The sequence below is a fragment of the Allobosea sp. P2_A10 genome (assembly GCF_056405115.1).
On sequence record NZ_JBFUCS010000025.1, the window covers coordinates 18649 to 31966 of the forward strand.

Below are 13318 nucleotides of genomic sequence, written 5' to 3' on the forward strand. Positions count from 1 at the left end.
CAGCTGTTCAGCACGTTCGCGCCGGAAGTCCGATCGTCGAAAGCATGTATGGTGGCAAAGCGCCGATCTAGCATCGCTTAGGCCGCTACCGTCAGTTTGATTCCGAGTGATTTCAGGACACCAAGCAGCGTCGAAAGGCGCGGATCGCCGTTTTCGCTCAGCGCCTTGTATAGCGCCTCGCGCGTCACGCCCGCTCCGCGCGCGACTTCGGTCATTCCCCGGGCTCGCGCCACGACGCCGAGCGCATTGGCGATATAGGCAGCGTCACCGCTGTCGAAGGCATCCGCGAGCAGATCGGCCTGACTTTCCGGCGTTGTCAGGTATTTTGCCGCGTCGAACGGATATGTCTCGATCGCCATGTCAAAATTCCTTTGCCATGAGCTTTGCTCGTTCGATGTCCCGGCTCTGACTGCCCTTGTCGCCACCGCACAGCAAGATCACGAGTTCGCCGCCCTGCTGAACGAAGTAAATTCGATATCCAGGCCCATGATCGATCCTGAGTTCGCCGATGCCGTCGAAGAACTTGGCATCTCCGACAAGGCCCGATTGCAGGCGCAGGATCCGCTTGGCGATGCGTTGAGCAGCGATATGGTCTTTCAGGCGATCAAGCCAATCGCGAAAGACCGCCGTCTGCCTGACCTGCAGCATGCGTGAACTATAGTTCACAAAACACTTGATGTCGATACGGCCTCAAATGAAAAAGGGCGGTTCCGTTACCGCCCTTCCCCAAATTCAAGGCTGAACGTCTGGCTCAGGCGATGATGCTTGCGACGACGCCTGCGCCGACGGTGCGTCCGCCTTCGCGGATGGCGAAGCGCAGCTTCTCTTCCATGGCGATCGGCACGATCAGGTGCACTTCCATGGTGATGTTGTCACCAGGCATCACCATCTCCGTGCCCTCGGGCAGGTGCACCACCCCGGTCACGTCCGTCGTGCGGAAGTAGAACTGCGGGCGGTAGTTGGTGAAGAACGGGGTATGACGACCGCCCTCCTCCTTGGTCAGGATATAGGCCTCGGCCTTGAACTTGGTGTGCGGCTTCACCGAACCCGGCTTGCACAGGATCTGCCCGCGCTCGACGTCCTCGCGCTTGGTGCCGCGAAGCAGCGCGCCGATGTTGTCGCCAGCCTGGCCCTGGTCGAGCAGCTTGCGGAACATCTCGACGCCCGTCACCGTCGTCTTGACCGTGTCCTTCAGGCCCACGATCTCGATTTCCTCGCCGACCTTGACGATGCCGCGCTCGACGCGACCCGTCACCACCGTGCCGCGGCCCGAGATCGAGAACACGTCCTCGACCGGCATCAGGAACGGCAGGTCCAGGGGACGCGCCGGCTGCGGGATGTAGTCGTCGACCGTCTTCATCAGCGCCACGACCGCGTCATGGCCGATCGCCTTGTCGCCGCCATCCAGCGCAACCTTCGCCGAACCCTTGGTGATCGGGATGTCGTCGCCGGGGAAGTCGTACTTCGACAGAAGCTCGCGGATCTCCATCTCGACCAGCTCGAGCAGCTCGGCGTCGTCGACGAGATCGACCTTGTTCATGAACACCACCAGCGCGGGCACGCCGACCTGGCGCGCCAGCAGGATGTGCTCGCGGGTCTGAGGCATCGGGCCGTCGGCCGCCGACACCACCAGGATCGCGCCGTCCATCTGGGCTGCGCCCGTGATCATGTTCTTCACATAGTCGGCGTGGCCGGGGCAGTCGACATGGGCGTAATGCCGCGCCGCCGTCTCGTACTCGACATGCGCCGTCGAGATCGTGATCCCGCGCGCCTTCTCCTCGGGAGCCTTGTCGATCTGGTCATACGCCGTGAACGACGCACCGCCAGACTCAGCCAAAACCTTCGTGATCGCAGCCGTCAAGGACGTCTTGCCATGGTCGACGTGACCAATCGTTCCAATGTTGCAATGCGGCTTCGTGCGAGCGAATTTCTCTTTGGCCATGACACCCTGTTCCTGATCGACGGCCCTACGCGGCCGGAAAACGCGGTCGCATTAGGGGGTTTTGGCCGGGGATGCAAGGTTGCGCCCCGAGAACGCCCAGCCCGCACCGACCGGGAACCGCGCTTTCGACGGCTCATGATGTTCGTGAACCTTCAGCCGAAAAAACCAAAAATTTTCGGCTGTCGTGAATCTACAATTTAGAGAATTTATGACATATCGCGGCGAGGTTTCCTGCAGAGCGGTCGGATATGTTGCGTTCCCCTACTTCCCTACCCGTCAGCCTGCTGCTTGCAGCCACGGTCGCGACAGCCCTCGCCAGCCCCGCGCAGGCCGGTCTGCTCGACGCGCTGTTTGGCGTCGGAAGTCCCCCGCCGCGCCTTTACGAGCCGGAAACGGACCCCCTCAACGTCACCGTACGCAAGAAGGCGCGCAAGACCGCCGCGCCACAGACCGAGCGTCCGCCCATCCTGCAGAAATCGACGCTGGACCCATCCAAGGACCCGCACTGGTATCTCAAGGACGAGACGCTGCGCCGGGGCGACATCGTCGTACTGCCCAACCGTGTGCTGATTCTCAGGGACGGCGGTGGCAGCCTGCGACCAGCCGCATTCGAGGATATCAAACGCACCACGAGCCTCTCCGAGCGCGAGCGCGCCCGCATCATCGCGATCACCGAATTCAGGGCCGGTATCGTGCCGAAATACAAGATCATCGCCGAACCGACCAACGCTCCCAATACGATCAGCCAGCTCGACCGCAGCAGCATCCCGATGATCATGCCATAGGGCGATCAGGCGTAGCGACCTTCGCTCCGGCAGAGCGTCGTCTGGGACGACCCAGACACGGTCGGTCGTCTCAACCGCCGCCGAACACCCGCCGATAGCGCGCCACGACCTCGGCCGCCCCCGAGACCTTCTCGGGATTGTCTGACAGCTTCACCGCCGGCTTTCCATTGGCCTTGCTGACCTTGCAGACCAGCGACATCGGGTCGAGCGCCCGCGAACCGTCGGGCGAACAGCCAACGAGGTCGTTGGTCAGATCCGTGCCCCAGCCGAAGGCGATGCGGACCTTGCCGTCGAAATGGGCGTAGACGCGCTCGATCGCGGCGACGTCGAGCCCGTCGGAGAAGACCAGCAGCTTGTCCTTCGGGTCTCGTCCCTTGGAACGCCACCAAGCCATGATCTCCTCGCCGGCGTCGATCGGCGGGGCGGAATCGGGTCGAAATCCGGTCCAGTCGGCGACCCAGTCGGGCGCATGCCGAAGGAAGCTCGTGGTTCCGAAGGCATCGGGCAGCGCGATCAGAAGATTGCCGCCATAGACCTGGCGCCATTCGTCGAGCACGCGATAGGGCGCGCGCAGCAGCTCCTCGTCGCTCTCGGCCAGCGCCGCCAGAACCATCGGCAGTTCATGGGCGTTGGTGCCGATCGCCTCGAGATCGTTATCCATCGCCAGAAGCACGTTGGAGGTTCCGCTGAAAGACCCGCCAAGCCCTTCCTTCAATGCCTCGACGCACCAGCGCTGCCAGAGGAAACCATGGCGGCGGCGCGTGCCGAAATCGGAGATGCGCAGGTTCGGCAGCTTCTGCAGCCGCTCGACCTTGTCCCACATCTTGGCCTTGGCGCGGGCATAGACCACGTCGAGCGAGAAGCGCTTCTGCCCGACCATGACGCGGCGCGCCCGAAGCTCGTTGATGATGGCGAGCGCCGGCACCTCCCACATCGTGGTGTGGGTCCACGGCCCCTCGAAATGCAGTTCGTACTGGCCGTCGACCTTGCGCAGATCGTAGTCCGGCAGGCGAAACTCCGCGAGCCAGGCGATGAAGTCCGGCGAGAACATCTGCGTCTTGCCGTAAAACGAGTTGCCGGCGAGCCAGATCAGTTCTTTCTTCGAGAACCGGACCTCGCGGGCATGGTCGAGCTGGGCCCGCAGTTCCGCCTCGTCGACGATGTCGGCGAGCCTGATGTGCCGGGAGCGGTTGATCAGCGAGAACGTGACCTGCACCTCCGGATGGAAGGCGCGGATCATCTGCAGCATCAGCAGCTTGTAGAAATCGGTGTCGAGCAGGCTGCGGATGATCGGGTCCAGCCGCCAGCCATGATTATAGGTCCGCGTCGCGATATCGGTGACGGTCATGGCGGGGCCGTTTCGTCCGTGATCTGCTTCGTGAGCGGACCATGACTAGGCGAGGTCGCGCGGCTTTGACAATCGCCCGCCGCCGTCGTGCGCCTGCATGGCGCGCAGGGCGCCCGGCGGGACAGACCGCTTGCCGCCACAAGCCGAAGCAGGGACAGTCTGCGGCAAATCAGAAAATGCCGGGGAGAGACGATGATTTCGGACGCCATGTGCGCAGGCTGGCCAAGCCATGGCTGAGCCCGCCGGACACGCCATCCCCAATACGAGCCTCGCGGAGCGCGCCTGGCGCATCCGCCGCAATGCGTTGCGCATGGGCGAGGTCCAGGGCCAGGGTTACATCGCACAGGCGCTCGGCATAGCCGACGTGCTGGCGGTGTCCTATTTCCACGCCCTGACTTATCGCGCTCACGAGCCGGAATGGGAGGGCCGCGACCGCTTCCTGCTCTCGATCGGCCACTACGCGATTGCGCTCTACGCCGCACTGATCGAGGCCGGAATCCTGCCCGAGGACGAGCTCGAAACCTATGGCGGCGACGATTCGCGCCTGCCGATGTCGGGCATGGCGGCCTACACGCCGGGCATGGAGATCACCGGCGGCTCGCTCGGCCATGGGCTGGGCATCGCGGTCGGCATGGCGCTGGGACTGAAACGCAAGGCCTCGAAGAGCTTTGTCTACACCCTGTTCTCCGATGGCGAGCTCGACGAGGGCTCGGTCTGGGAAGCGGCGATGGCGGCCGGCTCCCACAAGCTCGACAATTTGATCGGCATCGTCGACGTCAACAATATGCAGGCCGACGGTCCTTCGACGCAGGTGATGAACTTCGAGCCGCTGGTCCCGAAATTCGAGGCCTTCGGCTGGCATGTCCAGCGGGTCGACGGCAACGATCTCGCGGCGCTGGTCAAGGCCTTCGACAAGGCCCGGAACGCGAGCGCGCCAAAGCCCCGCATCGTCATCTGCGACACGAAGATGGCCAAGGGCATTCCGTTTCTGGAGGAACGCGAGCGCAACCACTTCCTGCGCGTCGAGCCGGAGGAATGGACGAAAGCCATGGCTATCCTCGATGCAGGGAGGCCGGCATGAGGCCCTCGAAATACGAGCGCCCGGCGCATCTCGACAATCCGTCATCGGGCGGCACGCGGCTGACGACCTCGGCGATGATCGCCTCGATCGCAGGCCCCGACCAGCGCACCAGGCCTGCGCCCTTCGGCCATGCGCTGGCGGAACTCGGCAAGACCCGGCCCGACATCGTCGGCATCACGGCCGATCTGAGCAAATACACCGACCTGCACATCTTCGCGAAAGCGTATCCCGACCGCTTCTACCAGATGGGCATGGCCGAGCAGGCGATGATCTCGGCGGCGGCAGGGCTGGCGCGCGAGGGCTTCACGCCGTTCGCCACGACCTACGCCGTCTTCGCCTCGCGCCGCGCCTACGATTTCATCTTCATGGCGATCGCGGAGGAGAACCTCGACGTCAAGATCGTCTGCGCCCTGCCCGGCCTGACCACCGGCTACGGACCAAGCCATCAGGCGACCGAGGATATCGCGATCTTTCGCGGCATGCCCAACCTGACCATCCTCGACCCCTGCTGCGCCCATGAGATCGAGCAGGTCGTGCCGCGATCGCCGAGCATCGGGGGCCGGTCTATATGCGGCTGCTGCGCGGCAATGTGCCGGTCGTGCTGGACGAGTACGGCTATCGCTTCGAACTCGGCAAGGCCAAGCTCATCCGCGACGGTCGCGACGTGCTGGTCATATCGTCGGGCCTGATGACGATGCGCGCGCTGGAGACGGCCAGGCGGCTGGAGGCCGACAGGATCGATGTCGCGGTTCTGCATGTCGCCACGATCAAGCCGCTCGACGTCGAGACGATCGAGCGCGAGGCGGCCCGCACTGGCCGCATGGTCGTCGTCGCGGAAAACCACTCGGTCGTCGGCGGGCTTGGCGAAGCAGTCGCCGGCGTGCTGATGCGCGCAGGCGTCCATCCCCCGAGCTTCCGCCAGATCGCCTTGCCCGATGCTTTCCTCGACGCCGGAGCGCTGCCGACGCTGCATGACCGCTACGGCATCTCGACCGAGGCGATGACTGCAAGCATCAGGAGCTGGCTCTAGCAGAGCTCGCAGAGCACAGCGCACGCTGCCGGTTGGCGGAATCGCTATGTAGCGTCAACAACCCATATGAATTTTTTGGAGAATGCGGCGCATCCATTCCCGCTATGGTTGCGTACAGCCCTGACAAGAGCAGTTCTCAGGGGTTGAGCCATGGTCCAGTCGATCGTGATCGCGATGCTGGTTTTCGGCATGTCCGTCAGCAGCGCAATCGGCTTCCTTCGCGAGCGCCGGAGCTTACCGCGCGACTGAGCCTGCCCGCCGCGTTGACAGGCTCCGGGAACTCGGCAAGGAGCAAGCCCTGCCGGTTCGTCTGATGCGCTCCGGCCGCTCGGGAGCCGGATTTGGACGCGACATCGCAGGCGGCGCAAGACTTTATCGGCCGCGTCTCGCGCCGCGAGGCCGTGCTGGGCATCGTCGGGCTCGGCTATGTCGGCATCCCGCTCGCGCTGGCGGCGCTGTGGCAAGGCATCAGGGTCATCGGCTTCGATATCGACGGACCCCGCGTCGAGCAGATCAACGCCGGCAGCGAGACGTTCAGGCATATTCCGATGGAGCCGATCGCTGCGGCGGTTCGGGCCGGGCGCTTCATCGCCACATCCGATTTCGACCGCATGGCCGAGCCCGACGCCCTGCTGATCTGCGTGCCGACGCCGCTCTCGCGCCATCGCGAGCCCGATCTCTCCTATGTCCGCCAGACAACCGAGGCGATTGCGAAGCGCCTGCGGCCGGGCCAGCTCATCGTGCTGGAATCGACGACCTATCCCGGCACCACCGACGAGCTGATGCGCCCGATCCTCGAAGCGGCCACAGGGCTGAAGAGCGGGCAGGATTTCTTCCTCGCCTATTCGCCCGAGCGCGAGGACCCCGGCAATGGCGAGTTCGGCACCTCCGACATCCCCAAGGTCGTCGGCGGCGACGGCGCGGATGCGCTCGCCATGGCCGACGCGCTCTATTCCGCGCTCGTGGTCAGGACCGTTCCCGTTTCATCGACCGCGACCGCCGAAGCCGTGAAGCTGACCGAGAACATCTTCCGTGCTGTCAACATCGCGCTCGTCAACGAGCTGAAGCAGGTCTACGCCGCGATGGGAATCGACATCTGGGAGGTGATCGACGCCGCCAAGACAAAGCCCTTCGGCTACATGCCGTTCTATCCGGGCCCGGGGCTGGGCGGGCACTGCATCCCGATCGATCCGTTCTACCTGACCTGGAAGGCGCGCGAATTCGACATCGCGACCCGCTTCATCGAACTCGCAGGCGAGATCAACACGGAGATGCCCTATCGCGTCGTCGATCGGCTGGCGGAGCTGGTCGACACGCAACTGCACCGCAGCTTCAGCGGCGCGCGCATCCTGGTCATCGGCCTCGCCTACAAGAAGAATATCGAGGACATGCGCGAGAGCCCTGCCCTCAAGCTGATCGAACTGATCGAGGCGCGCGGCGCAAGCGCCGCCTATCACGATCCGCATATCCCGGAGATCAGGCCGAGCCGCAAACATGGCGGCCTGACCGCCCGCGCCAGCGTCGCGCTGAGTCCGCAGGCCATCGCCGCTTTCGACGCCGTGCTGATCGCGACCGACCATGACGATGTCGACTACGCCATGATCGTCCGCGCGGCGAAGCTCGTGGTGGACACCCGCAATGCCTGCGCGCGCCATGGGCTTGCGGCGCGGACCATCTTCAAGGCCTGATGGCGCGATGAACAGCACTGAGCCGACTTACGACCTCGCCGTCATCGGCGGCGGCATCAATGGCTGCGGCATCGCCCGCGACGCGACAGGGCGCGGCGCCTCCGTCATTCTGCTAGAGAAGGACGACCTCGCCAGCGCGACCTCCTCGGCCTCGACCAAGCTGATCCATGGCGGGCTGCGCTATCTCGAACATTACGAGTTCCGGCTGGTGCGCGAAGCGCTGATGGAGCGCGAGCGGCTCTGGAAGCTCGCACCCCACATCATCTGGCCGCTGCGCTTCGTGCTGCCGCATCACGAGGGCCTGAGGCCGGCCTGGCTGCTGCGGCTCGGGCTCTTCCTCTACGACCACATCGGCGGGCGAAAGCTGCTGCCGGCGACGCGCACGCTCGATCTCGCCACCGCCGCGCCCGGCCGCCCGCTCAAGGACGACACGGCGAAGGCCTTCGAATACTCCGATTGCTGGGTCGAGGATTCGCGTCTCGTCGTGCTGAACGCATCCGACGCCTCAGCCAGGGGCGCGGCGATCCACACGCGCACGAAAGTCGTCTCGGCCGATCGTGAGGGCGGCCTCTGGCGCATCACGACCGAAAGCGACGGCGGTCCCGTCACGATCCTCGCAAAGGCGCTGGTCAACGCCGCCGGCCCCTGGGTCGGCGAGGTGCTGGGTGGCGTCGTGCGCTCGAACACCAAGGCGGCCGTCCGCATGGTGCAGGGCAGCCATATCGTCGTGCCGCGACTCTACGAGCACGACCGCTGCTACATTTTCCAGAACGCCGATGGCCGCATCATCTTCGCCATCCCCTATGAGCGCGACTTCACCCTGATCGGCACGACCGATCAGGACTACAAGGGCGACCCGGCCGCGGCGAAGGCTTCGCCGGAGGAAATCGACTATCTCTGCGCTGCGGCGAGCGAGTATTTCCGCGAGCCGGTCAGACCCGAGCAGGTGGTCTGGACCTATTCCGGCGTGCGCCCGCTCTATGACGACGGAGCGTCGAAGGCGCAGGAAGCGACGCGCGACTATGTGCTGACGCTCGATGCGCCCGCGGGCGAAGCCCCGCTGCTCTCGGTCTTCGGCGGCAAGATCACGACCTACCGCCGGCTCGCCGAGGCCGCGGTCGCCAAGCTCGCGCCGCATGCCGGATGGGCTTCCAAGCCCGATTGGACGGTGAACGGCACGCTGCCCGGCGGCGACTTCCCGGTGACGGGGTTCGACGCGCTCGTCGCGGAGATCGCCGCCGAACACCGCTGGCTCGCGAAGCCGACGGTGATACGCCTCGTGCGCGCCTATGGCACGAGAACCCGCGACATTCTCGGCGAGGCGAAGGACATCGCCGGGCTCGGCCGTCATTTCGGCGCGGACCTCTACGAAGCCGAGATCGCCTATCTGATGCGCGCGGAATGGGCCAGGCGCGCAGCCGACGTGCTCTGGCGGCGCGGCAAGCTGGGTCTGCGCCTCACGCCGCAGGAGCGCGAGGCGCTGGACGACTACATGCTGGCGCGGGCCGCGGCCGCGCCAGCAGCCTGAGACCGGCCTACTGCCCGATCTTGACCTTCAGGAACTCGCCGATCGTGCCATTCCAGGTCGTGACGCACTCGGCCCCGCAGCGCCCGGCGAAGGCCGGCAGGATGACCTTGACCAGCGCCTCCTTGCGCAGCGTCTCGTCCTCGGGCGTCACCGGAACGAGCTTCATCGCGGCCGGCGGCCCCTCGGCGCAGGCCTTGCCGGTGTTGCAGTCTAGGCCGGTCTGGGTCTCGGTCTTGGCCTGATCGAAGATCGAATCCTCGAGCTTACGCAGGCCCGTGGTCAGGAAGGCCTGGACCTTGGGATCGAGCGTGTTCCACCACTTGATGTTGGCGAGCTGGGCCGAGAGACCAAAATTGATCGGCATCGGCGAGATGAACTTCGCCGCCTCGTGCCATTTCGAGCGATAGCCCGAGAGCGCGCCGGTGATCGCGCAGTCGATCACGCCATTGGCGAGCGCAGGCTGGACTTCGGCGAAGGCCAGGTTGATCGGCGAGCCGCCGATATGGGCGACGAAGGCCTGCTGCGAAGCGCCCGACGCACGCACCTTGCGGCCCTTGAGATCGGCGACCTTGGTGAAGCTGTCGCGGCAATAGATCACCTGCGCCTGGTAGGTTCCGAAGCCGAGCAGCTTCAGCCCATGCTTCTCCTCGAGAAACTTGGCGTAGGTCGGCCGGAACACGTCGACGACCTTCTGCAGTTCCTCGACCGAGCCGACGAGCCCGACCAGATCGGTCGCCTCGTTCATCGGCACTTCGCCGGAATTGTAGTTCAGCACCGTCGTGGCGAATTGCAGGGTGCCGGCCGAGACGAGGCGGAAGATTTCCGGGCCCTTGAAGCCGAGTTCGGTAAAGGGCTTGACCTGAACCTTGATCGCTCCGCCCGATTCCTTGGGAACGGTCTCGTTCCAGAACGGAACCTCGCGGCTGGTATACATCGACAGGTTGCCGATGCTGCCGACGACGTTGAAGCTGGTGGCGGGCAGGCCCTGCGCATAAGCGCCCCCGCCAAGAAGGGTGACGGCGAGTGCTGCGGTCGAAAGCAGGCGTTTCATCGGCTTTGAATCTCCTGTGAAGAGGCATGCGGACGCTTTTTGCGTCAGCCGCCGGCCTTGGGGTTGAGGATGGTCGGCAGCCACAGCGCAAGCTGCGGAAAGGCGATCAGAACGGCGATCATGATCAGCATCATCAGGACGAAGGGCAATGCGCCGATGCAGAGATCGGCGAAGTTGCCTTTCCCCCGCACCGCCTGGACGACGTAGAGGTTGAGGCCCACCGGAGGCGTGATCAGCGCCGCCTCCATCAGGATGACGAAGATGATGCCCCACCAGACCGGACTGTAGCCCAGCGCGGTGATGACCGGCACCACGACCGGCGTGGTCGCGATCATCATCGAGAGCGTCTCCATGAAGCAGCCGAGGATGAGATAGAAGATCACGATCGCGGTCAGCATGCCGAGCGGCGGCCAGCCCAGCGCTAGCACGAGATCGGTGATCGCCTTGACCAGCCCGATCGAGACCATGACGAAGTTGAGGAAGAAGGCGGCGATGACGATCAGCATGACCATGCAGGTCGTCCGCACCGTGCCCTCGAAGGCCCGCACCAGCACCGGCAAGGTGAGCTGCCCGTTGACCGCAACCAGCGCCAGCGTCGCCATCAGGCCAAGCGCGGCGGCCTCGGTCGGCGTCGCGACGCCGGCATAGATCGACCCGACGACGACGAGAAAGAGCCCCAGCGGCGGAATCAGATGGCGCAGGCCGGCGACGCGCTCCTGCCAGAGATTGCTGGTGTCGACCTTCGGCCCGGCCCATTCCGGCCGATAGAGCGCGAGCCCGAGCACCATCAGCGAGAACAGCCCCGCCAGCATGAAGCCGGGGATGAAGCCGGCGGCATAAAGGTCTGCAACCGAAGTGTCGGTCAGCACCGCATAGATGATCATGTTGATCGAGGGCGGGATCAGGATGCCCAGCGTGCCGCCGGCCGCGATCGAGCCCAGGAACAGCGGACGGTTGTAGCCGCCCTTGTCCATGTTGGGGATCGCGACCGTGCCGATGGTCGCGGCGGTGGCGACCGAAGAGCCCGAGGTCGCGGCGAAGATCGCGCTGGCGGCGATATTGGTGTGGATCAGCCGGCCGGGCACGCGGGCGAACCAGGGCGACAGCGCCGAGAACAGCCGCTCGCTCATGCCCGAGCGGTGCATCAGCTCGCCCATCATGATGAACATCGGCGCCGCGATCAGGATGAAATCGTTGGACGAGTTCCAGGCGAGTTCGCCGACCGCGCCGGTCATCGGGAAGAAGGCAAAATTGGCCTGCAGCACATAGCCCATCAGCGCGAGCGCGGCCGCGACCGGCAGGCTGAGAGCGACGAGGACGACCAGAAGCGTGAGCGCGGTTCCGATCATGGCTCGCCCCTGCCCGCGACCGGCTGCTCGACACCCGACTGCTCGATCTCCTCCGTGACGCGCAGCGAGCCGATCAGCGCGTCGAAGCCGATGCGATCATGGGCAAACAGCCGCATCACCGCCTGAATCGGGATCAGCACCGCCATGCAGGCGAACCAGAAGATGCCGGTGAACCAGATCCCCTGAGGGATCACCATCGGCACCTGCAGCAGCGAGATCGACTTCGCGCCGAGCGCCCAGGACTGCGCCAGCGTGCCCCAGGCGAACCAGGCGAGCGTCAGCGCGATCAGCGCCAGCGCCAGCGAGGCGATGAGGTCGCAGACCACGCGCATCCGGTCCGGCAAGGCGTCGAGCAGGATGTCGACGCGAATATTGGCTTTCGAGGTCACTGTGAAGGCAAGGCCGAGCCCGATGCAGGCCGCCAGCGCGTAGCCCGAAATCTCGAAGCTCTCGACCATGCCGCGCTTGAAGAAAAAACGAGTCACGACATCGACGGTGATCAGAAAGCTGCAGCCGAACAGCACGATCGCGCCGGCGAGCCAGGCGAGGATTCGCGAAATGCGTTGCGGCAGAGGCTCGTCGGGAAGCAGGCGGGAGGCGTCGCTCATGCGCCCGCCATGCAGATGTCTTGCCAGCCCTGCCGGGCCGGACGCCTTGCCGTCGTCATCGCGATGATCCCCTCGGGCGGCGTTGTCGCCGCTTTGTGTACCGGCATGTGACCACGCGGGATGGCGGCTGTCCAATCGCGCGATGCGATGATGATCGATAAGCAACGACGATCGATCAACGCTGCTCGGCCTCGGCCGCATACTCCGCCGCCATCGCCGCGGCGGCTGGGTGTGCCGAGCGAAGGTGATCAACGGCAGTTGCGCCAGCGCCGCGACCGAAAGCGGCAGATTGGGCAAGGCGAAATCGGGGCTCGCCAGAAAGGCCAGCGGCACGCGATTCAGCGGCAGGTTCCGCACAAGCGGGTCGGTCAAGGGGCCGAGCAGGAAGGCGAGATCGATCTCCTTGGCGATCAGCCGCCCGCGCAGCAGCGGGCTGGTGTCGACCTCTATCTCCACAGCGATAGCCGGGTGCTGGCGCGCCACATGCCCGATGAAACCGGGTAGCCAGCTATGGACGATCGTCTCCGCCACGCCGAGCCGCAGCGTACCGCGCATCGCGCCCGGCTCGGAGAGCGCGCTGCGCATCTCGGCGCCAAGGCGCAAGATGCGTTCGGCGTAGGCCAGGAATTCGCGGCCCTTATCGGTGGTGGTCACGACACGGCTCGTCCGCTCCAGAAGCCGCGCGCCATAGTGGTGCTCGAGTTGGGCGATGCGTTGCGAGACGGCGGGCTGGGTCGTGTTGAGGCGCTCTGCCGCCGCGCGAAAGCCGCCGAGCGTCGCGACCGCCACGAAGGTTTCCAGAGTCTTGAAATCCTGCATCGCCGCCCCCGGTTGAATAAGCATCTTTTATCCATCGCGATCGCGAAGCAAGATTGGACCTCCGTCGTTTTCCCGGTTCTGGTGGCGGC

12 protein-coding genes and 1 pseudogene are annotated in these 13318 nt (G+C 65.1%); 6 read left to right on the plus strand and 7 right to left on the minus strand.

The genetic code is table 11. The features are described 5' to 3' along the window. Positions 1–77: 77 nt before the first annotated feature. From AC1DZY_RS23960 to tuf, 3 genes are all read right to left on the minus strand, one after another. Positions 78–359 (minus strand): addiction module antidote protein, encoded by a 282-nt coding sequence (locus AC1DZY_RS23960; RefSeq protein WP_476822664.1) that lies wholly within the window; start codon positions 357–359, stop codon positions 78–80. Position 360: 1 nt separating this feature from the next. Beyond that, positions 361–648 (minus strand): type II toxin-antitoxin system RelE/ParE family toxin, encoded by a 288-nt coding sequence (locus AC1DZY_RS23965; protein ID WP_476822665.1) that lies wholly within the window; start codon positions 646–648, stop codon positions 361–363. 103 nt (positions 649–751) lie between these two features. Then, positions 752–1942, minus strand: coding sequence for an elongation factor Tu (gene tuf, locus AC1DZY_RS23970; RefSeq protein ID WP_476822666.1), 1191 nt, complete (start codon positions 1940–1942; stop codon positions 752–754). Between tuf and AC1DZY_RS23975 the strand changes: the two genes are divergently transcribed. Continuing rightward, positions 1874–2143 carry a hypothetical protein gene (locus tag AC1DZY_RS23975; RefSeq protein ID WP_476822695.1) on the plus strand — a complete coding sequence of 90 codons (270 nt, stop codon included), beginning with the start codon at positions 1874–1876 and terminating at the stop codon, positions 2141–2143. The genes tuf and AC1DZY_RS23975 overlap by 69 nt on opposite strands. Positions 2144–2190: 47 nt before the next feature. Next, a complete protein-coding gene (locus AC1DZY_RS23980) occupies positions 2191–2727 on the plus strand; it encodes a hypothetical protein (RefSeq protein WP_476822667.1) in 537 nt (178 codons plus the stop codon). Between the two features lie 70 nt (positions 2728–2797). On the opposite strand, the gene pncB is transcribed toward AC1DZY_RS23980, so the two are convergent. Then, positions 2798–4075 carry a nicotinate phosphoribosyltransferase gene (pncB, locus tag AC1DZY_RS23985; protein ID WP_476822668.1) on the minus strand — a complete coding sequence of 426 codons (1278 nt, stop codon included), beginning with the start codon at positions 4073–4075 and terminating at the stop codon, positions 2798–2800. Between the two features lie 229 nt (positions 4076–4304). Here pncB and AC1DZY_RS23990 point away from each other — a divergent pair, with 229 nt between their 5' ends. From AC1DZY_RS23990 to glpD, 4 genes and pseudogenes are all read left to right on the plus strand, one after another. Then, on the plus strand, positions 4305–5156 hold the full coding sequence (locus tag AC1DZY_RS23990; protein WP_476822669.1) for a transketolase: 852 nt from the start codon (positions 4305–4307) through the stop codon (positions 5154–5156). Next, positions 5153–6186: pseudogene (locus AC1DZY_RS23995) on the plus strand (transketolase family protein). Before AC1DZY_RS23990 ends, AC1DZY_RS23995 begins: the two are co-directional and overlap by 4 nt. Positions 6187–6527: 341 nt before the next feature. Beyond that, on the plus strand, positions 6528–7874 hold the full coding sequence (locus AC1DZY_RS24000; protein ID WP_476822670.1) for a nucleotide sugar dehydrogenase: 1347 nt from the start codon (positions 6528–6530) through the stop codon (positions 7872–7874). 7 nt (positions 7875–7881) lie between these two features. Further along, positions 7882–9402: a glycerol-3-phosphate dehydrogenase gene (gene glpD, locus AC1DZY_RS24005; protein ID WP_476822671.1), complete on the plus strand. Its 1521-nt coding sequence runs from the start codon at positions 7882–7884 to the stop codon at positions 9400–9402. A 7-nt stretch (positions 9403–9409) separates the two neighbouring features. Here glpD and AC1DZY_RS24010 read toward each other — a convergent pair whose 3' ends face one another. From AC1DZY_RS24010 to AC1DZY_RS24020, 3 genes are read right to left on the minus strand one after another with little or no spacing between them, the layout of a single operon-like run. After that, complete coding sequence (locus AC1DZY_RS24010) at positions 9410–10453, minus strand: TRAP transporter substrate-binding protein (protein WP_476822672.1); 1044 nt, start codon at positions 10451–10453, stop codon at positions 9410–9412. A gap of 44 nt (positions 10454–10497) precedes the next feature. After that, positions 10498–11802 (minus strand): TRAP transporter large permease, encoded by a 1305-nt coding sequence (locus AC1DZY_RS24015; RefSeq protein ID WP_476822673.1) that lies wholly within the window; start codon positions 11800–11802, stop codon positions 10498–10500. Beyond that, on the minus strand, positions 11799–13253 hold the full coding sequence (locus tag AC1DZY_RS24020) for a LysR substrate-binding domain-containing protein (RefSeq protein ID WP_476822674.1): 1455 nt from the start codon (positions 13251–13253) through the stop codon (positions 11799–11801). The genes AC1DZY_RS24015 and AC1DZY_RS24020 overlap by 4 nt, the downstream gene beginning before the upstream one ends. Between the last annotated feature and the right edge of the window lie 65 nt (positions 13254–13318).